The 25,066-nt window shown below is 42.6% G+C and carries 14 protein-coding genes, 3 tRNA genes, 6 rRNA genes, 1 other RNA gene and 1 other annotated feature; of the genes, 5 read left to right on the plus strand and 19 right to left on the minus strand.

Annotation, left to right across the window (positions count from 1 at the left end):
- Window positions 1-385 precede the first annotated feature (385 nt).
- The 10 genes from rrf (MKX29_RS08980) to tadA all read right to left on the minus strand — a co-directional run bounded on the left by rrf (MKX29_RS08980) (window position 386) and on the right by tadA (window position 9,976).
- A 5S ribosomal RNA gene (gene rrf, locus MKX29_RS08980) occupies window positions 386-502 on the minus strand.
- 75 nt (window positions 503-577) lie between these two features.
- Window positions 578-3,510 (minus strand): 23S ribosomal RNA (locus tag MKX29_RS08985).
- A 218-nt stretch (window positions 3,511-3,728) separates the two neighbouring features.
- Window positions 3,729-5,277 (minus strand): 16S ribosomal RNA (locus MKX29_RS08990).
- The 16S, 23S and 5S rRNA genes sit together here, the layout of an rRNA operon.
- Before the next feature lie 329 nt (window positions 5,278-5,606).
- Window positions 5,607-5,870 carry a pro-sigmaK processing inhibitor BofA family protein gene (locus tag MKX29_RS08995; protein ID WP_224939296.1) on the minus strand — a complete coding sequence of 88 codons (264 nt, stop codon included), beginning with the start codon at window positions 5,868-5,870 and terminating at the stop codon, window positions 5,607-5,609.
- A gap of 85 nt (window positions 5,871-5,955) precedes the next feature.
- Window positions 5,956-6,174 (minus strand): YaaL family protein, encoded by a 219-nt coding sequence (locus MKX29_RS09000; protein WP_095371311.1) that lies wholly within the window; start codon window positions 6,172-6,174, stop codon window positions 5,956-5,958.
- 15 nt (window positions 6,175-6,189) lie between these two features.
- Window positions 6,190-6,786, minus strand: a complete 597-nt coding sequence (gene recR, locus MKX29_RS09005) for a recombination mediator RecR (protein ID WP_224939297.1) — start codon at window positions 6,784-6,786, stop codon at window positions 6,190-6,192.
- A gap of 165 nt (window positions 6,787-6,951) precedes the next feature.
- On the minus strand, window positions 6,952-7,275 hold the full coding sequence (locus tag MKX29_RS09010; protein ID WP_373370968.1) for a YbaB/EbfC family nucleoid-associated protein: 324 nt from the start codon (window positions 7,273-7,275) through the stop codon (window positions 6,952-6,954).
- Between the two features lie 21 nt (window positions 7,276-7,296).
- Window positions 7,297-8,994, minus strand: a complete 1,698-nt coding sequence (gene dnaX, locus MKX29_RS09015; protein ID WP_251163654.1) for a DNA polymerase III subunit gamma/tau — start codon at window positions 8,992-8,994, stop codon at window positions 7,297-7,299.
- A 131-nt stretch (window positions 8,995-9,125) separates the two neighbouring features.
- Window positions 9,126-9,391, minus strand: an RNA gene (gene ffs / locus MKX29_RS09020) — signal recognition particle sRNA large type.
- Between the two features lie 78 nt (window positions 9,392-9,469).
- Window positions 9,470-9,976, minus strand: coding sequence for a tRNA adenosine(34) deaminase TadA (tadA, locus tag MKX29_RS09025; protein WP_251163653.1), 507 nt, complete (start codon window positions 9,974-9,976; stop codon window positions 9,470-9,472).
- Window positions 9,977-10,137: 161 nt separating this feature from the next.
- Between tadA and MKX29_RS09030 the strand changes: the two genes are divergently transcribed.
- The 4 genes from MKX29_RS09030 to MKX29_RS09045 all read left to right on the plus strand — a co-directional run bounded on the left by MKX29_RS09030 (window position 10,138) and on the right by MKX29_RS09045 (window position 13,449).
- Entirely contained in the window at window positions 10,138-10,668 is a 531-nt protein-coding gene (locus MKX29_RS09030; protein WP_224939306.1) for an isochorismatase family cysteine hydrolase, read from the plus strand.
- 111 nt (window positions 10,669-10,779) lie between these two features.
- Window positions 10,780-12,063: a glycoside hydrolase family 18 protein gene (locus tag MKX29_RS09035; RefSeq protein WP_224939300.1), complete on the plus strand. Its 1,284-nt coding sequence runs from the start codon at window positions 10,780-10,782 to the stop codon at window positions 12,061-12,063.
- Between the two features lie 94 nt (window positions 12,064-12,157).
- The gene (locus MKX29_RS09040; RefSeq protein WP_251163652.1) at window positions 12,158-12,799 is read left to right on the plus strand and encodes a deoxynucleoside kinase; all 642 of its coding nucleotides are present in this window, start codon (window positions 12,158-12,160) and stop codon (window positions 12,797-12,799) included.
- A complete protein-coding gene (locus MKX29_RS09045; protein WP_095371318.1) occupies window positions 12,796-13,449 on the plus strand; it encodes a deoxynucleoside kinase in 654 nt (217 codons plus the stop codon). Before MKX29_RS09040 ends, MKX29_RS09045 begins: the two co-directional genes overlap by 4 nt.
- A gap of 118 nt (window positions 13,450-13,567) precedes the next feature.
- Here MKX29_RS09045 and MKX29_RS09050 read toward each other — a convergent pair.
- From MKX29_RS09050 to guaB, 4 genes are all read right to left on the minus strand, one after another.
- Window positions 13,568-13,660, minus strand: a tRNA-Ser gene (locus tag MKX29_RS09050).
- Window positions 13,661-13,790: 130 nt separating this feature from the next.
- Window positions 13,791-15,077 (minus strand): serine--tRNA ligase, encoded by a 1,287-nt coding sequence (serS, locus tag MKX29_RS09055; protein ID WP_095371319.1) that lies wholly within the window; start codon window positions 15,075-15,077, stop codon window positions 13,791-13,793.
- 52 nt (window positions 15,078-15,129) lie between these two features.
- Window positions 15,130-15,355 (minus strand) — a binding site (T-box leader).
- Between the two features lie 62 nt (window positions 15,356-15,417).
- A complete protein-coding gene (locus MKX29_RS09060) occupies window positions 15,418-16,719 on the minus strand; it encodes a D-alanyl-D-alanine carboxypeptidase family protein (protein WP_251163655.1) in 1,302 nt (433 codons plus the stop codon).
- A gap of 287 nt (window positions 16,720-17,006) precedes the next feature.
- Entirely contained in the window at window positions 17,007-18,470 is a 1,464-nt protein-coding gene (gene guaB / locus MKX29_RS09065; protein WP_341105121.1) for an IMP dehydrogenase, read from the minus strand.
- 113 nt (window positions 18,471-18,583) lie between these two features.
- Here guaB and MKX29_RS09070 point away from each other — a divergent pair, with 113 nt between their 5' ends.
- On the plus strand, window positions 18,584-19,558 hold the full coding sequence (locus tag MKX29_RS09070) for a YaaC family protein (RefSeq protein ID WP_341105123.1): 975 nt from the start codon (window positions 18,584-18,586) through the stop codon (window positions 19,556-19,558).
- Window positions 19,559-19,643: 85 nt separating this feature from the next.
- On the opposite strand, the gene rrf (MKX29_RS09075) is transcribed toward MKX29_RS09070, so the two are convergent.
- From rrf (MKX29_RS09075) to MKX29_RS09095, 5 genes are all read right to left on the minus strand, one after another.
- Window positions 19,644-19,760, minus strand: a 5S ribosomal RNA gene (rrf, locus tag MKX29_RS09075).
- A 75-nt stretch (window positions 19,761-19,835) separates the two neighbouring features.
- A 23S ribosomal RNA gene (locus tag MKX29_RS09080) occupies window positions 19,836-22,768 on the minus strand.
- Window positions 22,769-22,919: 151 nt separating this feature from the next.
- Window positions 22,920-22,995: transfer RNA gene (locus MKX29_RS09085), tRNA-Ala, on the minus strand.
- A gap of 15 nt (window positions 22,996-23,010) precedes the next feature.
- A tRNA-Ile gene (locus MKX29_RS09090) sits at window positions 23,011-23,087 on the minus strand.
- Window positions 23,088-23,186: 99 nt separating this feature from the next.
- Window positions 23,187-24,735: ribosomal RNA gene (locus MKX29_RS09095) — 16S ribosomal RNA — on the minus strand.
- Window positions 24,736-25,066: the final 331 nt, after the last annotated feature.

Here is a 25,066-nt window from a genome sequence, read left to right on the forward strand (position 1 = left end):
CTACAATTGTTGAAAGATAAAGAGATCGTAAAAGTCCGAATTACATTCTTGCTCTTTTCTTTACTCACATGTGATGAACTAACGAAAGTTCATTTAATGACTCTCTAAACAAGCCAACAGTTTTCTGACTAAGATAAGGTTTCCTAATCATTGCTATCATTGCTGATTTTCCAAATCTTTTATATCACTTTGCCTTACTACAAGGAACAATTATCGTCGTGGTATTGATACAAAACACCATAGTCATTTTTTGATTTACTATTAAACCCTCAAACTCAACAATTTAATATTATTATTTTCTCACTGTTATTTTTTAGGAGCATATATTTACTAACTCATATACACACAAAAAAGAGCACATACAAATGATGTGCTCTTTTATCTTGCCCGGCAACGTCCTACTCTCACAAGGGGACAGCCCCTAACTACCATCGGCGCTGAGAAGCTTAACTTCCGTGTTCGGTATGGGAACGGGTGTGACCTTCTCGCTATCGCCACCGGACTATGAAATTGTAAGGGAATCGTTCCCTCAAAACTAGGTAATGTTGAAGAAGATATTTATTGAGTAATCGCCTGTTTGGTTAAGTCCTCGATCGATTAGTATTAGTCAGCTGCATGTGTCGCCACACTTCCACCTCTAACCTATCAACCTGATCATCTTTCAGGGATCTTACTAGCTTGCGCTATGGGAAATCTCATCTCGAGGGGGGCTTCATGCTTAGATGCTTTCAGCACTTATCCCTTCCGCACATAGCTACCCAGCGATGCCTTTGGCAAGACAACTGGTACACCAGCGGTGCGTCCATCCCGGTCCTCTCGTACTAAGGACAGCTCCTCTCAAATTTCCTGCGCCCACGACGGATAGGGACCGAACTGTCTCACGACGTTCTGAACCCAGCTCGCGTACCGCTTTAATGGGCGAACAGCCCAACCCTTGGGACCGACTACAGCCCCAGGATGCGATGAGCCGACATCGAGGTGCCAAACCTCCCCGTCGATGTGGACTCTTGGGGGAGATAAGCCTGTTATCCCCGGGGTAGCTTTTATCCGTTGAGCGATGGCCCTTCCATGCGGAACCACCGGATCACTAAGCCCGACTTTCGTCCCTGCTCGACTTGTAGGTCTCGCAGTCAAGCTCCCTTGTGCCTTTACACTCTACGAATGATTTCCAACCATTCTGAGGGAACCTTTGGGCGCCTCCGTTACTCTTTAGGAGGCGACCGCCCCAGTCAAACTGCCCACCTGACACTGTCTCCCATCCCGATAAGGGATGTGGGTTAGAATTTCAATACAGCCAGGGTAGTATCCCACCGACGCCTCCACCGAAGCTAGCGCTCCGGCTTCTAAGGCTCCTACCTATCCTGTACAAGCTGTACCAAAATTCAATATCAGGCTACAGTAAAGCTCCACGGGGTCTTTCCGTCCTGTCGCGGGTAACCTGCATCTTCACAGGTACTATAATTTCACCGAGTCTCTCGTTGAGACAGTGCCCAGATCGTTACGCCTTTCGTGCGGGTCGGAACTTACCCGACAAGGAATTTCGCTACCTTAGGACCGTTATAGTTACGGCCGCCGTTTACTGGGGCTTCGATTCAAAGCTTCGCGTGAGCTAACCTCTCCTCTTAACCTTCCAGCACCGGGCAGGCGTCAGCCCCTATACTTCGCCTTGCGGCTTCGCAGAGACCTGTGTTTTTGCTAAACAGTCGCCTGGGCCTATTCACTGCGGCTCATCAAGGCTTTAACACCCTAATGAGCACCCCTTCTCCCGAAGTTACGGGGTCATTTTGCCGAGTTCCTTAACGAGAGTTCTCTCGCTCACCTTAGGATTCTCTCCTCGCCTACCTGTGTCGGTTTGCGGTACGGGCACCTTATTCCTCGCTAGAGGCTTTTCTTGGCAGTGTGGAATCAAGAACTTCGGTACTAAATTTCCCTCGCTATCACAGCTCAAGGTATGTGACCATGGGATTTGCCTCATGGTCCCTCTAACTGCTTAGACGCACATCCAATCGTGCGCTTACCCTATCCTCCTGCGTCCCCCCATCACTCAAACAGAATACGGTGGTACAGGAATATCAACCTGTTGTCCATCGCCTACGCTTTTCAGCCTCGGCTTAGGTCCCGACTAACCCTGAGCGGACGAGCCTTCCTCAGGAAACCTTAGGCATTCGGTGGATGGGATTCTCACCCATCTTTCGCTACTCATACCGGCATTCTCACTTCTAAGCGCTCCACCAGTCCTTACGGTCTAGCTTCAACGCCCTTAGAACGCTCTCCTACCACTGAACATCAACGATGTTCAATCCACAGCTTCGGTGATACGTTTAGCCCCGGTACATTTTCGGCGCGGAGTCACTCGACCAGTGAGCTATTACGCACTCTTTAAATGGTGGCTGCTTCTAAGCCAACATCCTGGTTGTCTAAGCAACTCCACATCCTTTTCCACTTAACGTATACTTTGGGACCTTAGCTGGTGGTCTGGGCTGTTTCCCTCTTGACTACGGATCTTATCACTCGCAGTCTGACTCCCATGGATAAATCTTTGGCATTCGGAGTTTGTCTGAATTCGGTAACCCGATGAGGGCCCCTAGTCCAAACAGTGCTCTACCTCCAAGATTCTTACGCATGAGGCTAGCCCTAAAGCTATTTCGGAGAGAACCAGCTATCTCCAAGTTCGATTGGAATTTCTCCGCTACCCACACCTCATCCCCGCACTTTTCAACGTACGTGGGTTCGGGCCTCCATCCAGTGTTACCTGGACTTCACCCTGGACATGGGTAGATCACCTGGTTTCGGGTCTACGACCACATACTCATTCGCCCTATTCAGACTCGCTTTCGCTACGGCTCCGTCTGTCCAACTTAACCTCGCATGTAATCGTAACTCGCCGGTTCATTCTACAAAAGGCACGCTATCACCCATTAACGGGCTCTAACTACTTGTAGGCACACGGTTTCAGGATCTCTTTCACTCCCCTTCCGGGGTGCTTTTCACCTTTCCCTCACGGTACTGGTTCACTATCGGTCACTAGGGAGTATTTAGCCTTGGGAGATGGTCCTCCCTGCTTCCGACGGGATTTCTCGTGTCCCGCCGTACTCAGGATCCACTCTGGAGGGAACGAAGTTTCAACTACAGGGCTTTTACCTCCTATGGCGGGCCTTTCCAGACCTCTTCGTCTATCTCGTTCCTTTGTAACTCCGTATAGAATGTCCTACAACCCCAAGAGGCAAGCCTCTTGGTTTGGGCTAATCCCGTTTCGCTCGCCGCTACTCAGGGAATCGCGTTTGCTTTCTCTTCCTCCGGGTACTTAGATGTTTCAGTTCCCCGGGTCTGCCTTCCATACCCTATGTATTCAGGTATGGATCCTATCCCATAACGGATAGGGGGTTTCCCCATTCGGAAATCTCCGGATCAAAGCTTACTTACAGCTCCCCGAAGCATATCGGTGTTAGTCCCGTCCTTCATCGGCTCCTAGTGCCAAGGCATTCACCGTGCGCCCTTATTAACTTAACCATATGTTTGGGTTGCTTTCGCTTCCCTCACGGTTGTGTTTTTTAAAAAAGTTTAGTATCTCTACTCTATTATATAGAGAGAAAATAACTAAGGTGGCGATTACTCGGTAATCTTCTTCATTACATTATCTAGTTTTCAAAGAACGATTGAATTGAGAGATTATACTCTCAAAACTGAACGAACAGTCTAACATCAAGTAAATTCCGTATATTCCTTAGAAAGGAGGTGATCCAGCCGCACCTTCCGATACGGCTACCTTGTTACGACTTCACCCCAATCATCTGTCCCACCTTAGGCGGCTGGCTCCAAAAGGTTACCCCACCGACTTCGGGTGTTACAAACTCTCGTGGTGTGACGGGCGGTGTGTACAAGGCCCGGGAACGTATTCACCGCGGCATGCTGATCCGCGATTACTAGCGATTCCGGCTTCATGTAGGCGAGTTGCAGCCTACAATCCGAACTGAGAATGGTTTTATGGGATTGGCTAAACCTCGCGGTCTTGCAGCCCTTTGTACCATCCATTGTAGCACGTGTGTAGCCCAGGTCATAAGGGGCATGATGATTTGACGTCATCCCCACCTTCCTCCGGTTTGTCACCGGCAGTCACCTTAGAGTGCCCAACTGAATGCTGGCAACTAAGATCAAGGGTTGCGCTCGTTGCGGGACTTAACCCAACATCTCACGACACGAGCTGACGACAACCATGCACCACCTGTCACTCTGTCCCCCGAAGGGGAAAGTCCTATCTCTAGGATTGTCAGAGGATGTCAAGACCTGGTAAGGTTCTTCGCGTTGCTTCGAATTAAACCACATGCTCCACCGCTTGTGCGGGCCCCCGTCAATTCCTTTGAGTTTCAACCTTGCGGTCGTACTCCCCAGGCGGAGTGCTTAATGCGTTTGCTGCAGCACTAAAGGGCGGAAACCCTCTAACACTTAGCACTCATCGTTTACGGCGTGGACTACCAGGGTATCTAATCCTGTTTGCTCCCCACGCTTTCGCGCCTCAGCGTCAGTTACAGACCAGAAAGTCGCCTTCGCCACTGGTGTTCCTCCAAATCTCTACGCATTTCACCGCTACACTTGGAATTCCACTTTCCTCTTCTGCACTCAAGTTCCCCAGTTTCCAATGACCCTCCACGGTTGAGCCGTGGGCTTTCACATCAGACTTAAGGAACCGCCTGCGCGCGCTTTACGCCCAATAATTCCGGACAACGCTTGCCACCTACGTATTACCGCGGCTGCTGGCACGTAGTTAGCCGTGGCTTTCTGGTTAGGTACCGTCAAGGTACCGGCAGTTACTCCGGTACTTGTTCTTCCCTAACAACAGAGTTTTACGATCCGAAAACCTTCATCACTCACGCGGCGTTGCTCCGTCAGACTTTCGTCCATTGCGGAAGATTCCCTACTGCTGCCTCCCGTAGGAGTCTGGGCCGTGTCTCAGTCCCAGTGTGGCCGATCACCCTCTCAGGTCGGCTACGCATCGTCGCCTTGGTGAGCCGTTACCTCACCAACTAGCTAATGCGCCGCGGGCCCATCTGTAAGTGATAGCAGAACCATCTTTCAATCTAATTATATGTATAAATAGATATTATCCGGTATTAGCCCCGGTTTCCCGGAGTTATCCCAGTCTTACAGGCAGGTTGCCCACGTGTTACTCACCCGTCCGCCGCTAATCTTTGGGAGCAAGCTCCCTCAGATTCGCTCGACTTGCATGTATTAGGCACGCCGCCAGCGTTCGTCCTGAGCCAGGATCAAACTCTCCAATAAAGTGTTTGATTAGCTCATTTGCACCTATGGTGCTTTGTTGCTGATAAATCAGCTTTTTTTAGAATTACGCTTGACGTTTTATGTTCGTTCAGTTTTCAAAGAACAATCTCATTCGCTTCAGAAGCGACTTTATTAATATATCATCCTACGCATTATATGTCAATGCTTTTTTAAAAGTTTTTTTCTTTAAAGTTTTAAAGGATGTTGTGTCGTTGTGACGACTCTTAATATAGTATCAGCATTATATTAATATGTCAACAATATTTTAAAAGAAAAAATCAGTTACTAGAAATACGTAACTGATTACCTATCCCATTATACTTTGACTCTTATATGACATACATTTCGATTGCCACTAGCGCGCATATACCCGGCACACCTAATATCCCACTAATGGCTACAGTAGCTATATTAATAGGCAAATGAATGCCAAATTGATTTCCTACTGTATTTAGTACAAATAATAAGAGTGCACCAATGATTATTTTTATAAGGCCTTGTCCAATCCACTTAATTGGTCGAAAAGAGGCACCCGCTACTAATAGAAAGAGAATGAGAATACCTAACCCTGAGATAATCCAAACTGGCTCCAAATAAAAAACCCCCTCTATTTAAGGAAACTTGTACAACCAATGTATGAACAAGCACCTAAAAAAAGACCTTGAGGAGGTATAAAAATTAATATCGAACACTAACGTTTCTTTTTTTTGCTTCCTTGAACAGATAAAAGTATTTTGCCTCAGCAAGCTTAGCTTCACTAATTGCTTCCGCTGAAGGATCAAAACTTTTTTCAATTAAAGATTTTTGATTCTTCCATTCATCTTTTAATTCTTTTAACTGATCTAATAACTTCTCATCATATTCCTTACGAAGCCATCCTTTTTTACGAAAGAACATCGCATACACCTCTCACTATACTTCTCTTCTTCCCTCTAAAGCTTTTGAAAGTGTTACTTCATCAGCATATTCAAGGTCTCCTCCTACTGGTAATCCGTGAGCTATGCGGCTCGCCTTAATACCAGAAGGTTTAATGAGACGAGAAATATACATTGCTGTTGCCTCGCCCTCAATATTAGGATTGGTTGCCAAGATGACTTCTTGGACGGTTTCATCCTGTAATCGTTTTAACAAATCGGGAATATTAATATCTTCTGGGCCGATCCCATCCATTGGTGAAATAGCACCGTGCAAAACATGGTACAAACCATTAAATTCCTTCATTTTTTCCATGGCAATAACGTCTTTAGGGTCTTGCACAACACATATGACTGATCGATCTCTTCTTTGGTCTTCACATATATAACAAGGATCCTGATCTGTTATATGGCCACACACAGAACAATAAGATAGATTTCTCTTCGCATTCACTAATGCCTTAGCAAAATCTAGTACAGTGTCTTCTTTCATACTTAATACAAAAAAGGCCAACCGAGCGGCTGTTTTCGGTCCGATTCCTGGAAGCTTCATAAAACTATCAATCAGTTTTGATATCGGTTCAGGATAATGCATAGCTGTCTCCCCCTCTTTCATCAAAGACGAGAGCATTTGACCGAGAGACGTTTAACAACAAACTCTTTCTCATATAACTCTTCTCTTTGACTCTTAGTCTGATAGTGAATGCTTTAAAAAACGCCGCTCAGGAAAACCAGCGGCGCTTCTTTTCGTTTATCCGTATTAAAACATCCCAGGCAAGTTCATACCTTTTGTGAATTGCCCCATTGTATTATTTGTTAATTCATCACATTTTTTAATTGCATCATTTGTTGCTGCTAAAACTAAATCTTGAAGCATTTCGATATCTTCAGGATCAACAACTTCCTCTTTAATATTTACTTCTAAAACTTCTTTATGACCAGAAACAATGACAGTTACCATGCCACCGCCAGCTGTTCCTTCAATTCTTTCTTCCCCTAATTCTTCTTGCGCTTGCGCCATTTTCTTTTGCATTTTTTGCATTTGCTTCATCATATTTTGCATATTACCCATACCACGCATAATTTCTTACCTCCTAATATTTATTTAATCTTTAATTTCAATAAGATCTTCCCCAAATAATTTCATTGCCTCAGATACAACAGGATCTTCTTCCTCATTTCCCATATCCTCTGCCGTATCATCTCCATTCGCCTTTTGATACTGAAGAAATGATTGGCGAATGGACTGCCATTGTTCATCTGGTAAACCTAAGACCTGAAACCTCTTTCCGCTTAGTTCAAACAAAGATTGCGTTAGAGTTTCAATAAATTTATGATTCTCCATCGCCATTTGACAATGAATTTCATATTTGAATTTTATAATAAAAACTTGATCAGATGCAGCAACAGGCTCTGCCTCGTTTAATAATGCTGCTTGTGAGCGCATTTGATTGTGTACGAGGCGTTCTAACATTTCACCCCAATGACTTTTAACCATCATTAAGTCCTGTTTTGTTGCCTGCTTCAACACCTCATTTATTCGGCCTACAGGCGCTTGATATCCTTTTTTAGAAACACGCTGTGGCTTTTTTGCTTGAGGTGCTACTGATTCCTCTGATACTTTAACACCTTGCGCTTTTATTTGTGATAACTCTTTTTCTAATTGATCAATCCGTGTAATTAATGGTTGAACATCTTCTGCACTTTGCCCTTTAATTTGTTCTTGCTGACAAAGTTTCACAATTGCTACTTCTAAAAAAATTCTTGGATGATTCGTCCAGCGCATCTCTTGCTGGGTTTTATTTAAGTGTTCGATCAAATGATAAATTTGTTCTTGTGACACCTTTTCTGCTAACTCTATGAATGTTTCTTCTAAAAGAACTCTTTCCATCGATTCTTCAAGATTAGGTGCTGCTTTATATAATAGCATATCTCTATAATAAAGAATAAAATCTTCTACAAATCGTGCAGGATCTTTCCCTTGAAAAAGAAGTTCGCCTAATATTTCTAAGCCGTTAGCTGCATCATGATCAACGATAGCTGTTGCTAACTGATTAAGAAAACCTTGGGAAACAGCACCTGTAACAGCTAGAGCATCATCAACTGTTACACTCTCATCACTAAATGAAATTGCTTGATCCAATAAACTCAAGGCATCACGCATACCACCCTCAGCAGCTCTGGCTATAATTTGTAGTGCTTGGGTATCACAATGAACACCACTTTCATCTATAATCATTTGCATACGATTCACAATCGAAGTCGCAGTAATTCTTTTAAAATCAAAGCGCTGACATCTAGAAATGATTGTTAGTGGAATCTTATGCGGCTCTGTCGTTGCTAATATAAAAATAACATGCTGGGGTGGTTCTTCTAATGTTTTTAAGAGCGCATTGAATGCTCCCATTGACAACATATGCACCTCATCAACAATATAAACTTTATACTTAACCGCACTTGGTGCATATTTCACTTTATCTCTTATATCTCTAATCTCTTCTACACCATTATTAGATGCGGCATCAATCTCAATGACATCAGGTATGGAGCCATCAGTAATCCCTTTGCACGCATCACATTCATTACATGGCTCATTAATTGGTGCTCTTTCACAGTTTACGGCCTTAGCTAAAATTTTCGCCGCACTCGTTTTACCGGTTCCTCTTGGTCCAGTAAAAAGATAAGCATGCGAAATTTTTTCCTGAAGCAGGGCGTTTTGCAATGTTTTTGTTACATGCTCTTGCCCTACTACATCAAGAAATGTTTGTGGGCGCCATACACGATACAATGCTTGATAACTCAATTGGCACGCCCCCTTCTTTTAGTGTCGTATTTATTATAACGTATCTATTTTCTATTTTACAAAAAAGGATAGGAAAAAAACAAAAAACTCATTCTTGAAGAATGAGTTTTATAATTATATGTATATAACTGCCGTGCACCTATCTTCGACTGACGCCCATAAGCGTTACTTTAGCAGTTAGCTCAGCTCAGGCAACCCTGCGGCACATGAGAGAGTCCACTTAATGCTGCTTCCTTCCGGACCTGACATGGTTCATGGGTTCCCATTGCGCAGGACCCAAGCGTCAACACCACTTACTAAAGGCAGACCCTACAGGACATCAGCCTCAGAATAGGAATTCAGTCTCGCTAGAGCGGATTGCGAGTACAGGACACCGCTACCTTCCCACCTAGCACGGCAAAATTGATACCAATATTTAAGTTGCGTCATTTCGACGCATATTCAGTATACTGTTTTTAAATTAAAATTGCAATGCCTAACATTCCTCTTGCTTCTTTTGTTCTTTTAAAAGCTTCTTTTCAGCCTTTTTTCTAGCTCGTAATTGTGAAAAAAACGTGGATAACAGTTCCCCACATGCTTCACCCATTACTCCAGCAACCACCTCACATTGATGATTAAACCTTGAATCATCTAACAAATTCATTAATGTCCCGCAACATCCACCTTTTGGATCAGTCGCTCCGTAAACCACCCGTTTCACTCGTGAAAGAACAATAGAACCCGCGCACATCGGACAAGGCTCGAGTGTAACATAAAGGGTTGTGTCCTCTAATCGCCATGTACCGAGCTTCTCACATGCTTCTTCTATCGCAAGTAATTCTGCATGCGCAGTCGCTTTTTGTGCTGTTTCCCGTAAATTATACCCACGGGCAATTATTTGTCCATCTAATACAATGACAGCACCAATTGGAACCTCATTAATCTCTCTTGCCTTTTCTGCCTCTTTTATCGCTTCTAACATAAATTGTTCATCTATACTCATTTACTTCATTCCTTTAAATACCATAGCGTTTCTTTCAGTGTAATTCTCTTTGCTTTTACAAACAATAAAAAAAAGTAAAAGCCTACCTTTTATCTCAACAGGTAACGTTTGAAATCCTTATATCTTTTCTAATTAAAAGGGGTTGATTTTCATTGAATTTAATAACCGAGAAGCAAACGGCATTAATTATTATTGACATGATTAATGATTTTCAATTTAAACATGGCGAAGTACTGGCTAAAAAAGCTTTAAAAATGACCACAAGCATTAATCTTATTAGAAACCAATTTCACCAACACAAGTTACCGGTAATTTATATCAATGACCATTATCAGCTCTGGAAAGCTGATATTGAAAAGATAATGGCCTACTGCAACAATCCCATAAGTTCACCAATTATCCAAACAATAAAACCATCAAGTGACGATTACTTTCTAATCAAACCGAAACATTCTGCATTCTACGGTACTGCACTTAATACACTCTTAAATCAATTAGCCATCGATAAGCTAATAATGGTTGGTTTGGCAGGAAACATTTGTGTGCTTTTCTCTGCAAACGATGCTTATATGAGAGAGTATAAATTACATATACCCGCTAACTGTATTGCTTCTAATGATGACCACGATAACGAAAACGCCTTAATTATGATGAAAGATGTGTTGAAAGCAAATATCGACCCTTTGCCATGAATGTATCATGTATTGCCCACTCCCTTCATAAGTTATTTATAGTGTAATTAAATCATTAAATTTTGAATGCCTGTATTTGATCTATACTGAAACATTTAGGGAGGGTTTTACTTGCAAATACATGTGGTAAGACAGAATGATTCGTTAAGTGGTATAGCGATGGCCTATAGCACAACCATACAAGATTTAATCGATGCTAATGAATTACAGAATCCTAATCAACTTGTGGTCGGTCAAACGCTTGTTATTCCAATCATTGGTAGCTTTTATTGGGTACAGCCTGGCGATACACTCTATTTAATTGCACAACGATACGGCCTCACGGTGGAAGAGCTTGTAAATATCAATCAAATCTCACAAACAAACCCATTAAGGGTTGGTCTACGCTTATACATTCCCGAGCGTCCAAAAACATCTGCCGAAATAAACGCCTATGTTGAGCCTAGAGGAGACACCGTCTCGGAAAACTTAATAGAAGCTTCAAGAAGTGCAGCACCCCATCTTACTTATTTAGCACCATTTAACTTTCAAGCGCTAAGAGATGGTTCGTTGCAAGAGCCGCCTTTAGATGAATTACCTGCTATTGCTGAACAAAATCAAAATGTCCTCATGATGGTCATATCTAATCAAGAAAACGCACAATTTAGTGATGAGCTAGCAAGCATACTACTCAACGATCAAGACATTCAAAACACATTCCTCAACAATATTGTTGCAACAGCAAAAAAATACAACTTCAAAGATATCCATTTTGATTTTGAATTCATTCGACCAGAAGATAAAGAAGCTTATAACCAATTCCTAATAAAAGCACGTGATCGCTTCCACCAAGAAGGCTGGCTCATATCAACTGCCCTTGCTCCTAAAACTAGCGCAGATCAAAAAGGGAAATGGTATGAAGGACACGATTATAAAGCACATGGCGAAATTGTCGACTTTGTCATCATCATGACATATGAATGGGGATATAGTGGAGGACCTGCTATGGCCGTTTCACCTATCGGACCCGTGAGAGATGTCCTTGAATATGCAATAACAGAAATCCCGCCTGAGAAAATTATGATGGGGCAAAATTTATACGGCTATGATTGGACGCTTCCTTTTGTTCAAGGAACGATCGCACGTGCTATTAGTCCACAACAAGCTATACAAATTGCCCTAGAAAATAATGTGGCCATTCAATATGATCAAGAAGCACAAGCACCCTTCTTTTTATACACAGACAACGAAGGAAAAAGACATGAGGTTTGGTTTGAAGATGCCCGATCCATTCAAGCGAAATTTGATTTATTGAAAGAGTTAAAGCTAAGAGGAGTAAGCTACTGGAAACTTGGTCTAGACTTTCCACAAAACTGGCTCCTCATTGATGAAAATTTTAATGTCGTAAAACGGTAAATCTATTTTAATCTCCTGTCTATTTTTTCATTCTTCATAGAGGTCTGACCTGTGTTAAAATGGAAGTTATGTTAGCTTAGGGGGAGACAAATAGATGAATCAAGTACCTTTTATTACAGTGGAAGGGCCGATTGGCGTAGGCAAGACCACGCTAGCCACAGCCCTTTCCACCCATTTTAACTACCATCTATTAAAGGAAATCGTCGATGAAAATCCATTTCTCGGAAAGTTTTATGAGAATATCGATGAGTGGAGTTTTCAAACCGAAATGTTTTTCTTATGTAATCGATATAAACAGCTGAAGGATATAAAAGACCGTTATATTTTGAATGATATGCCTGTCGTAGCTGATTATCATATTTTTAAAAACTTGATTTTTGCTAGTAAATCTCTTGAAGCACCTGAATATGAAAAATATGAGCAAATCTATCATATTTTAACGGATGATATGCCGAGACCAAATATCATTATTTATTTGCGGGCAAGCTTAGATACTTTACTAAAAAGAATTGAAAAGCGTGGACGCGAAATAGAAAAAAATATAAGTCCTCTCTATCTTGAACAATTATCCATTGATTACGATCTTAAAATGCAGGCATTTGAAAAACAACATCCGGATATCCCTATCCTTCACCTTGATGGTGATCAATTGGACTTTGTTCATAATAAGAATGACCTGCAATACATTATTGATATGGTAACAACGAGTATACAAACAAGGAGCACAAAAGCATGAATAGAAATAACTACGGCATACCAAATAACGCAATTATCACTGTAGCAGGAACGGTTGGTGTCGGAAAATCAACAATGACCAATTATTTAGCAGAAGCACTTAACTTCCGCACTTCTTTTGAAAAAGTGGACACAAATCCTTATTTAGACAAGTTTTATGCCGACTTTGAAAGATGGAGCTTTCATTTACAGATTTATTTTCTTGCTGAAAGATTTAAAGAACAAAAACGGATGTTCGAATATGGTGGAGGATTCATTCAAGATCGATCTATTTATGAAGATACCGGCATTTTTGCTAAAATGCATTATGAAAAAGGAACAATGTCACCAGTTGATTATGAAACCTATACAAGCCTTTTCGAGGCGATGGTTATGACACCCTATTTCCCACACCCTGATATTTTAATTTATTTAGAGGGCTCCCTAGAAGATATACTGGCGCGCATTAAAGAACGAGGGCGTCCAATGGAACAACAAACCTCCATTGACTATTGGAAAGAGATGCACGAGCGCTACGAAACCTGGATTGATCAATTTAGTGCATGTCCTATTTTACGGTTAAATATTAATGAATATGACCTTGTCTCTAATCCATCAGACATCGATCAAGTACTCGAAAAAGTCGGCCACACATTAAAACAAACAATATAAAATATTTGCCTGTACTTAAATGGTACAGGCTGATTTTTGCTTAAAAATAAAAAAAGCCGCTACTATAAAGTAGCGACTCCATATCTCCAATTAATTATGCGCATGTTAAAAGTTATAATGGCGGAGGAAGAGGGATTCGAACCCCCGCGGGCTTTAACACCCCTGTCGGTTTTCAAGACCGATCCCTTCAGCCGGACTTGGGTATTCCTCCGTTTCGACAAGAAATAATATATCATCTATTGAAATAGAAGTCAATAGATTTTTTGCATAAATTCTCAAACAAGCATGTGAGAATTTTAAAAATAGGATCTGTCCTTAAAAAACAGACCCTATCACCTTACTTATTTTGCTGGATTTATCACTTCTTTATTCCCCATATAAGGACGAAGTACTTCTGGAATAACCACACTACCATCAGCTTGTTGATAATTTTCTAATATCGCAGCGACTGTACGTCCCACTGCTAACCCAGAGCCATTTAATGTATGAACATTCTCCGGCTTGCCTTTAGTATCACGACGGAAGCGGATATTTGCACGTCTTGCTTGGAAAGCTTCAAAGTTACTACAAGAAGAAATTTCTCGATAATTATCGTAGCTAGGCATCCATACTTCAATATCGTACTTCTTCGCAGCTGTGAATCCTAAATCAGCAGTGCACATACTCATGACGCGATAAGGTAAACCAAGCAGTTGTAAAACCTTCTCTGCATTTTTCGTTAATTTCTCCAACTCGTTATAAGAGTCTTCTGGTTTAACAAACTTCACAAGCTCAACCTTATTAAACTGATGCTGACGAATAAGACCTCTCGTATCACGGCCAGCTGATCCAGCTTCAGAACGGAAGCACGCACTAAATGCGGCATAATTAATTGGTAATTGCTCAGCACTTAAAATTTCATCGCGATGCATATTCGTGATTGGTACCTCTGCCGTTGGAATAAGGAAATAATCCTCACTCTCAATTAGAAAAGCATCCTCTTCAAATTTTGGTAATTGTCCTGTACCGGTCATACTTGCACGATTAACCATATATGGTGGTAGCACTTCTTCGTATCCATGTTCTTCTGTATGGAGATCCAACATAAAGTTATACAATGCGCGCTCTAATCTAGCACCTAACCCTTTATAAAATACAAAACGACTGCCAGTTACTTTTCCTGCCCGTTCAAAATCTAAAATACCAAGCTCAGTCGCTATATCCCAATGCGGTTTAAATTCAAAATCAAATCCCTTTACTTCTCCCCATTGCCAAGCTAAGACATTGTCATCCTCTGTCTCACCAACGGGTACACTTTCATGTGGGATGTTTGGAATACTGAGTAAGATAAGCTCTAATTCAGCTTCTACTTCGCGTAACTCATGGTCTAAATCCTTAATTTGGTCGCCAACCTGCCTCATTTCAGCAATTAATTGGTCCGCATCTTTTTTCTCTCGTTTCAAAACAGCCACTTGCTGTGATACTTCATTTCTTTTGCTTTTGAGCTCTTCCGTTTTTACAAGTAATTCTCGGCGTTTTACATCCAAATCCTCAAACTTCTCAAGATCGGAAATATCTTCCCCACGGTGTTTTTCTAGTTTTTCCTTTACTTCAGCAAAATTAGCTCTTAAATATTTGATATCTAACATAGCCTTTCCCTCCATATTCAAATTTGTGAAAACAAAAAACTCCCGTCCCCTATAAAGGGACGAGAGTTACCCGCGTTGCCACCCTAGTTAAAAGTATAGTCCATACTTTTCACTTTAAATCTTTAACGAGGTTTACCCGAGAGCTTTTACTTACAAAAAGTGCGTTCCAAGCTCTACGCAAAGGATGGATTCTCAAGTGCTTTTGTCTGGTTTGCACCAACCACCAGCTCTCTATGGCAAAAGTGTACTTGATACTACTTCCTTCTTTATGCTTTCTTTTATTCAACTTATTAGTAATACATAATTTACTATAATTATAAGCCAAATGCAACTACATTATTCAAGAAAACCAACCTTTAACAGTAGATGCAACACTATCCCAAACATCTCCAAAGAATCCACCAACACCACGCATAGATAAAACGAACCAGTTCGCTTTTTCAACCGATTCAGAAGCGATGACATCAACTCTTGTTTGGTTAGCATTTAAAAATTCAATCGCATTACCATCTTTATCTTCAACCGTTAAATAACCAACAACATCACCTTTTTTTACAGGAGCTGTTAATTGACCTTGATCATTTAATAAATCTTCATTGATCACAAGCTTTGGTTGATAATTCTCTTCTTCACCATTTTTAACAGTTAATGTAATAGCCTCTTTTGATTCAATCGTTACTGCATTTTCTTTCCCTTTTTCAACGGCAAGCTTTTCTTTATCTTTCACTTGATAGCCAGCAGGAACGATCTCTTTTTTATCAAAATTAGAGAACGCGTAATCAAACATTTTCTTTGTTTCGTCGAATCTAGCTTGATTATAGCCAGAATCGCCGCCACCCTTTGCATTCATAACAACTGTTACATATCTTTTTCCATCACGTTCAGCTGTTCCTGTAAAAGAAGAACCAGCAAAATCAGTTGTTCCTGTCTTTAACCCATCTACACCTTCATAGCCGTAGACCAGTTCAGGTAACATCCAGTTCCAATTTTCCATATCAATTTTATCTTCAGTGCCTTCTCTAAATGTTTTTCTAGGAATGCTCGCTGTTTCTAAAACTTGAGGAAAATCCGTGAGGAGCGTTGTCGCTAGTTTAGCTGTTGCTCTAGCAGACATCACATTTTCTTCATCTTCATTACCTGTCGAATGGTAACCTTTTAAATCCTTGTTATTTAAACCAGAAGAATTGACGAATTTATAATCTTCTAACCCTAATTCCTCTGCTTTTTCATTCATCATTTGCACAAAGTTCTTTTCAGAACCTGCAATTGTCTCAGCAATGGCAATTGTTGCTCCATTTGCGGAATAAATAGTCATTGCTTCAAATAATTCCTTAATGCTGTATGTCCCATCTCTTCTAAGAGGAACATTCGAAAGCGCTGTGTCATGAGACACTTTCCAAACGTACTCACTTACAGCATACTCTTGATCCCATGATACTCGACCTTCATCAATAGCTTCTAATAAAAGATACTCGGTCATCATTTTTGACATACTTGCAATACCAAGCACCTTATCAATGTTTTTCCCGTATAAAACCCTACCTGTTTCTGCATCTACTAGAATAGCTGCATCTGCATTAATATTAAGTATATCTTCTTTTGCACTTGCTTTATGTACATTTGGAAGAATGCCTAACACCATAATCAACACCAAGAAACTTGCAACAACTTTACGATATCCTTTTCTTCTCAATTCCAAAGCCCTCCAACTTTTTTTTCAGCTTTTGTTATTTTATCATAAGATGTCCTTCATGGATACAAACAACCTTTTCCTAATCTTGGCGTTTTCATGAACATCCCTTTTCTTTCTCTATTCCTTAGGTCAATCCGCCTGAGAAAACACTGTGCATTTTGCTAACAATGACGAAAGTCTGATCTCTTTCCAAGCAAAAAAGTAAGAGGACCTGCCCTCTTACTTTCTTAAAAAAATTATAATGAATAATTTGGTGCTTCTTTCGTAATTTGGATATCATGTGGGTGACTTTCTTTAAGACCAGCACCTGTCATACGGATAAACTGTGCATTTTCTCTTAAGAATTCTAAATTTGCTGCCCCGCAGTAACCCATACCAGAGCGAACGCCACCAACTAACTGATAAATTGTATCTGCTAATGAACCTTTAAATGGAATACGTCCTTCAATGCCTTCTGGAACGAATTTCTTATTATCTTCTTGGAAGTAACGATCTTTTGATCCTTTTTCCATAGAAGTAACGGATCCCATCCCACGATAGACTTTAAATTGACGTCCTTGGAAAATTTCTGTTTCACCTGGACTTTCAGATACACCAGCTAACATACTTCCTAGCATAACTGCATGTCCACCAGAAGCTAATGCTTTCACGATATCTCCTGAATATTTAATCCCACCATCAGCGATAATCGCTTTACCATGTTTACGTGCTTCTGTTGCACAATCATATACCGCTGTAATTTGTGGCACGCCAACACCTGCTACCACACGAGTTGTACAAATAGATCCAGGTCCAATACCTACCTTTACAACATCAGCTCCAGCTTCAAACAATGCACGTGTACCTTCAGCAGTAGCTACATTACCTGCTACAACCGTCAGGTCAGGGTATTTGTCTTTAATTTCTTTTACTGTATTAATAACACCCGCTGAGTGGCCGTGAGCCGTATCGACTACTACTACATCAACTTGAGCTTTAACAAGTAACTCTAATCTTTTCAATGTATCTTTTGTTATACCGATTGCTGCACCAGCAAGTAAACGGCCTTGTGCATCTTTCGCTGAGTTAGGGAACTCAATGACTTTTTCAATATCTTTAATAGTGATAAGTCCTTTTAAAACACCATTATCATCAACAAGAGGTAATTTCTCAATTTTATACTTTTGCAGAATTTTTTCTGCTTCTTGTAGCGTTGTACCAACTGAAGCAGTTACTAGGTTTTCTTTCGTCATTACATCAGAGATCTTAATAGAGAAATCTTGAATGAAACGAAGGTCACGGTTTGTAATAATACCAACAAGTTTTTGTTCGTCAAGATTATTTACAATTGGAACACCTGATATACGATATTTGCCCATTAAATGTTCAGCATCATACACTTGTTGTTCGGGAGTAAGGAAAAACGGATCAGAAATAACGCCACTCTCAGAGCGTTTTACTTTATCAACTAAATCTGCCTGTTGCTCAATGGACATGTTTTTGTGAATAATACCTAATCCACCCTGGCGTGCCATTGCAATAGCCATTTCAGCTTCAGTTACTGTATCCATACCAGCACTGATAATTGGAACATTCAACTTTACCTTTTCAGACAGTCTCACCGACAAATCGACATCTTTCGGCAATACCTCAGATTTAGCAGGGACAAGCAGTACATCATCAAAAGTTAAACCTTCTTTTTCAAATTTAGTTTCCCACATTTTTTTGACCTCCTGAACATGAAAATATTATTAGTAGGTTATCAATTGGACAAAATACTGTCAAGGACACTGCTATAAGTTGGATTTTTCAGATTATTTGGAGGTTGTATATTTTGAAACATTCTTACCACAATTGGCAATCATATTTACCCTTTTTTTCAACAGAAACAACCAAAGCATTTTTAGAAAAAAGTTATCAAAACGAAGGAATTGAACAAGCATCACAAAAGAGTTTTGAAAATACTTATCCGTTTATATATTACATTGAACACGGTAAGGTTTACTATGAACAAGCCGCCGCTGCCCCGTTAATCATTAAACCTATTCTCTATTTCTACGGCCTAGTTCATCTAATAAAAGCTTGTATTTTAACTATTGACCCTCTTTATCCAGATACGACCTCCGTACTGGCTCATGGAGTTTCGACAAGAAAAAAGAAAAAGCAGCAATACCTCTTTTTAAAAGATGAAGTGAAACTACAAAAGAGTGGCTTATTTCCATATATGGCAGAAAAAATGTTCCATATGAAACATCTAGAAGGGGACAAATTTTATATGGTTGATTTATTGAGACAAATCCCAGAGATGGAAATAATGTTTCAATCTATCCAAAAAGAACAAACATTTATTGATATAAAAAAAGAAAAAGATGACTTCTTTGTCCCAATAACCATTCTTAATCATTATCATATGACTGAATCGAGATTTTCTACTTTTCTTTCCGAAAAACTTCAAGTGGATGGAACAGATATTCTCTATACGAAGGAACATATAAAATTCCCTCAAAACAAAGAGATCAATCGATATTTCAAATATAATATTGTAAATAAAAATTATTCATTACCTATCGAAAGAAGTCCATTAAATGATTATCCAGAATTATTTTCCCATTACTTAGTACTCTATAATTTAAGCATGATTGCCAGATATGAAACAGAATGGTGGAATGAATGCATTAAGTTAATGACAAATAATGATTATCCATTTATCCATCAGTTCCTCGATTTGACAGAACAGAAAAGCCCATTTCTCATTTATAATTTTCTTGATTCAAGAAATTTTCATTGCCAAGGAAATAAAAAGAGATAATAGAAGATTTACATTGGAAATAAAAAACACAAAAAAATAATAATCACAAAAAAGAGCACATACAAATGATGTGCTCTTTTATCTTGCCCGGCAACGTCCTACTCTCACAAGGGGACAGCCCCTAACTACCATCGGCGCTGAGAAGCTTAACTTCCGTGTTCGGTATGGGAACGGGTGTGACCTTCTCGCTATCGCCACCGGACTATGAAATTGTAAGGGAATCGTTCCCTCAAAACTAGGTAATGTTGAAGAAGATATTTATTGAGTAATCGCCTGTTTGGTTAAGTCCTCGATCGATTAGTATTAGTCAGCTGCATGTGTCGCCACACTTCCACCTCTAACCTATCAACCTGATCATCTTTCAGGGATCTTACTAGCTTGCGCTATGGGAAATCTCATCTCGAGGGGGGCTTCATGCTTAGATGCTTTCAGCACTTATCCCTTCCGCACATAGCTACCCAGCGATGCCTTTGGCAAGACAACTGGTACACCAGCGGTGCGTCCATCCCGGTCCTCTCGTACTAAGGACAGCTCCTCTCAAATTTCCTGCGCCCACGACGGATAGGGACCGAACTGTCTCACGACGTTCTGAACCCAGCTCGCGTACCGCTTTAATGGGCGAACAGCCCAACCCTTGGGACCGACTACAGCCCCAGGATGCGATGAGCCGACATCGAGGTGCCAAACCTCCCCGTCGATGTGGACTCTTGGGGGAGATAAGCCTGTTATCCCCGGGGTAGCTTTTATCCGTTGAGCGATGGCCCTTCCATGCGGAACCACCGGATCACTAAGCCCGACTTTCGTCCCTGCTCGACTTGTAGGTCTCGCAGTCAAGCTCCCTTGTGCCTTTACACTCTACGAATGATTTCCAACCATTCTGAGGGAACCTTTGGGCGCCTCCGTTACTCTTTAGGAGGCGACCGCCCCAGTCAAACTGCCCACCTGACACTGTCTCCCATCCCGATAAGGGATGTGGGTTAGAATTTCAATACAGCCAGGGTAGTATCCCACCGACGCCTCCACCGAAGCTAGCGCTCCGGCTTCTAAGGCTCCTACCTATCCTGTACAAGCTGTACCAAAATTCAATATCAGGCTACAGTAAAGCTCCACGGGGTCTTTCCGTCCTGTCGCGGGTAACCTGCATCTTCACAGGTACTATAATTTCACCGAGTCTCTCGTTGAGACAGTGCCCAGATCGTTACGCCTTTCGTGCGGGTCGGAACTTACCCGACAAGGAATTTCGCTACCTTAGGACCGTTATAGTTACGGCCGCCGTTTACTGGGGCTTCGATTCAAAGCTTCGCGTGAGCTAACCTCTCCTCTTAACCTTCCAGCACCGGGCAGGCGTCAGCCCCTATACTTCGCCTTGCGGCTTCGCAGAGACCTGTGTTTTTGCTAAACAGTCGCCTGGGCCTATTCACTGCGGCTCATCAAGGCTTTAACACCCTAATGAGCACCCCTTCTCCCGAAGTTACGGGGTCATTTTGCCGAGTTCCTTAACGAGAGTTCTCTCGCTCACCTTAGGATTCTCTCCTCGCCTACCTGTGTCGGTTTGCGGTACGGGCACCTTATTCCTCGCTAGAGGCTTTTCTTGGCAGTGTGGAATCAAGAACTTCGGTACTAAATTTCCCTCGCTATCACAGCTCAAGGTATGTGACCATGGGATTTGCCTCATGGTCCCTCTAACTGCTTAGACGCACATCCAATCGTGCGCTTACCCTATCCTCCTGCGTCCCCCCATCACTCAAACAGAATACGGTGGTACAGGAATATCAACCTGTTGTCCATCGCCTACGCTTTTCAGCCTCGGCTTAGGTCCCGACTAACCCTGAGCGGACGAGCCTTCCTCAGGAAACCTTAGGCATTCGGTGGATGGGATTCTCACCCATCTTTCGCTACTCATACCGGCATTCTCACTTCTAAGCGCTCCACCAGTCCTTACGGTCTAGCTTCAACGCCCTTAGAACGCTCTCCTACCACTGAACATCAACGATGTTCAATCCACAGCTTCGGTGATACGTTTAGCCCCGGTACATTTTCGGCGCGGAGTCACTCGACCAGTGAGCTATTACGCACTCTTTAAATGGTGGCTGCTTCTAAGCCAACATCCTGGTTGTCTAAGCAACTCCACATCCTTTTCCACTTAACGTATACTTTGGGACCTTAGCTGGTGGTCTGGGCTGTTTCCCTCTTGACTACGGATCTTATCACTCGCAGTCTGACTCCCATGGATAAATCTTTGGCATTCGGAGTTTGTCTGAATTCGGTAACCCGATGAGGGCCCCTAGTCCAAACAGTGCTCTACCTCCAAGATTCTTACGCATGAGGCTAGCCCTAAAGCTATTTCGGAGAGAACCAGCTATCTCCAAGTTCGATTGGAATTTCTCCGCTACCCACACCTCATCCCCGCACTTTTCAACGTACGTGGGTTCGGGCCTCCATCCAGTGTTACCTGGACTTCACCCTGGACATGGGTAGATCACCTGGTTTCGGGTCTACGACCACATACTCATTCGCCCTATTCAGACTCGCTTTCGCTACGGCTCCGTCTGTCCAACTTAACCTCGCATGTAATCGTAACTCGCCGGTTCATTCTACAAAAGGCACGCTATCACCCATTAACGGGCTCTAACTACTTGTAGGCACACGGTTTCAGGATCTCTTTCACTCCCCTTCCGGGGTGCTTTTCACCTTTCCCTCACGGTACTGGTTCACTATCGGTCACTAGGGAGTATTTAGCCTTGGGAGATGGTCCTCCCTGCTTCCGACGGGATTTCTCGTGTCCCGCCGTACTCAGGATCCACTCTGGAGGGAACGAAGTTTCAACTACAGGGCTTTTACCTCCTATGGCGGGCCTTTCCAGACCTCTTCGTCTATCTCGTTCCTTTGTAACTCCGTATAGAATGTCCTACAACCCCAAGAGGCAAGCCTCTTGGTTTGGGCTAATCCCGTTTCGCTCGCCGCTACTCAGGGAATCGCGTTTGCTTTCTCTTCCTCCGGGTACTTAGATGTTTCAGTTCCCCGGGTCTGCCTTCCATACCCTATGTATTCAGGTATGGATCCTATCCCATAACGGATAGGGGGTTTCCCCATTCGGAAATCTCCGGATCAAAGCTTACTTACAGCTCCCCGAAGCATATCGGTGTTAGTCCCGTCCTTCATCGGCTCCTAGTGCCAAGGCATTCACCGTGCGCCCTTATTAACTTAACCATATGTTTGGGTTGCTTTCGCTTCCCTCACGGTTGTGTTTTTTAAAAAAGTTTAGTATCTCTACTCTATTATATAGAGAGAAAATAACTAAGGTGGCGATTACTCGGTAATCTTCTTCATTACATTATCTAGTTTTCAAAGAACGATTTGTTGGTGGAGCCTAGCGGGATCGAACCGCTGACCTCCTGCGTGCAAAGCAGGCGCTCTCCCAGCTGAGCTAAGGCCCCGTATAAAAGTTAAAATGGTGGGCCTAAATGGACTCGAACCATCGACCTCACGCTTATCAGGCGTGCGCTCTAACCAGCTGAGCTATAGGCCCACATAACTTCACGGTAAAGTATTTAATCATATCAAAGAGATTGCACTCTCAAAACTGAACGAACAGTCTAACATCAAGTTAATTCCGTATATTCCTTAGAAAGGAGGTGATCCAGCCGCACCTTCCGATACGGCTACCTTGTTACGACTTCACCCCAATCATCTGTCCCACCTTAGGCGGCTGGCTCCAAAAGGTTACCCCACCGACTTCGGGTGTTACAAACTCTCGTGGTGTGACGGGCGGTGTGTACAAGGCCCGGGAACGTATTCACCGCGGCATGCTGATCCGCGATTACTAGCGATTCCGGCTTCATGTAGGCGAGTTGCAGCCTACAATCCGAACTGAGAATGGTTTTATGGGATTGGCTAAACCTCGCGGTCTTGCAGCCCTTTGTACCATCCATTGTAGCACGTGTGTAGCCCAGGTCATAAGGGGCATGATGATTTGACGTCATCCCCACCTTCCTCCGGTTTGTCACCGGCAGTCACCTTAGAGTGCCCAACTGAATGCTGGCAACTAAGATCAAGGGTTGCGCTCGTTGCGGGACTTAACCCAACATCTCACGACACGAGCTGACGACAACCATGCACCACCTGTCACTCTGTCCCCCGAAGGGGAAAGTCCTATCTCTAGGATTGTCAGAGGATGTCAAGACCTGGTAAGGTTCTTCGCGTTGCTTCGAATTAAACCACATGCTCCACCGCTTGTGCGGGCCCCCGTCAATTCCTTTGAGTTTCAACCTTGCGGTCGTACTCCCCAGGCGGAGTGCTTAATGCGTTTGCTGCAGCACTAAAGGGCGGAAACCCTCTAACACTTAGCACTCATCGTTTACGGCGTGGACTACCAGGGTATCTAATCCTGTTTGCTCCCCACGCTTTCGCGCCTCAGCGTCAGTTACAGACCAGAAAGTCGCCTTCGCCACTGGTGTTCCTCCAAATCTCTACGCATTTCACCGCTACACTTGGAATTCCACTTTCCTCTTCTGCACTCAAGTTCCCCAGTTTCCAATGACCCTCCACGGTTGAGCCGTGGGCTTTCACATCAGACTTAAAGAACCGCCTGCGCGCGCTTTACGCCCAATAATTCCGGACAACGCTTGCCACCTACGTATTACCGCGGCTGCTGGCACGTAGTTAGCCGTGGCTTTCTGGTTAGGTACCGTCAAGGTACCGGCAGTTACTCCGATACTTGTTCTTCCCTAACAACAGAGTTTTACGATCCGAAAACCTTCATCACTCACGCGGCGTTGCTCCGTCAGACTTTCGTCCATTGCGGAAGATTCCCTACTGCTGCCTCCCGTAGGAGTCTGGGCCGTGTCTCAGTCCCAGTGTGGCCGATCACCCTCTCAGGTCGGCTACGCATCGTCGCCTTGGTGAGCCGTTACCTCACCAACTAGCTAATGCGCCGCGGGCCCATCTGTAAGTGATAGCAGAACCATCTTTCAATCTAATTATATGTATAAATAGATATTATCCGGTATTAGCCCCGGTTTCCCGGAGTTATCCCAGTCTTACAGGCAGGTTGCCCACGTGTTACTCACCCGTCCGCCGCTAATCTTTGGGAGCAAGCTCCCTCAGATTCGCTCGACTTGCATGTATTAGGCACGCCGCCAGCGTTCGTCCTGAGCCAGGATCAAACTCTCCAATAAAGTGTTTGATTAGCTCATTTGCACCTATGGTGCTTTGTTGCTGATAAATCAGCTTTTTTAGAATTACGCTTGACGTTTTACGTTCGTTCAGTTTTCAAAGAACAATCTCGTTCGCTTCAGAAGCGACTTTATTAATATAACATATCGTGTCATCTGAGTCAACATCTTTTTTTGATGTCAATCAATCTTTCATGTCGTCCTCTTGCTGACTTGAATAAGTATATCAGCAGTAACCACTATTTGCAAGCATTATTCAACAATTATTTTTATAAAATAATTTATTGACCATTTCATTCATAGTTAACACCAAGAAATACCTCCATTGATACTC

This window comes from Cytobacillus sp. FSL R7-0696 (assembly GCF_038006865.1).
In the GTDB taxonomy this organism is placed as follows: domain Bacteria; phylum Bacillota; class Bacilli; order Bacillales; family Cytobacillaceae; genus Cytobacillus; species Cytobacillus kochii.

Excerpts from the sequence above, each read along its gene's own strand:
- MKX29_RS09000 (WP_095371311.1), bottom strand. The coding sequence starts at position 6,174 with ATGTTCTTTCGTAAAAAAGGATGGCTTCGTAAGGAATATGATGAGAAG.
- recR (WP_224939297.1), bottom strand. The coding sequence starts at position 6,786 with ATGCATTATCCTGAACCGATATCAAAACTGATTGATAGTTTTATGAAG.
- tadA (WP_251163653.1), bottom strand. The coding sequence starts at position 9,976 with ATGAGTATAGATGAACAATTTATGTTAGAAGCGATAAAAGAGGCAGAA.
- MKX29_RS09040 (WP_251163652.1), top strand. The coding sequence starts at position 12,158 with ATGAATCAAGTACCTTTTATTACAGTGGAAGGGCCGATTGGCGTAGGC.
- MKX29_RS09045 (WP_095371318.1), top strand. The coding sequence starts at position 12,796 with ATGAATAGAAATAACTACGGCATACCAAATAACGCAATTATCACTGTA.
- serS (WP_095371319.1), bottom strand. The coding sequence starts at position 15,077 with ATGTTAGATATCAAATATTTAAGAGCTAATTTTGCTGAAGTAAAGGAA.
- MKX29_RS09060 (WP_251163655.1), bottom strand. The coding sequence starts at position 16,719 with ATGGTGTTAGGCATTCTTCCAAATGTACATAAAGCAAGTGCAAAAGAA.
- guaB (WP_341105121.1), bottom strand. The coding sequence starts at position 18,470 with ATGTGGGAAACTAAATTTGAAAAAGAAGGTTTAACTTTTGATGATGTA.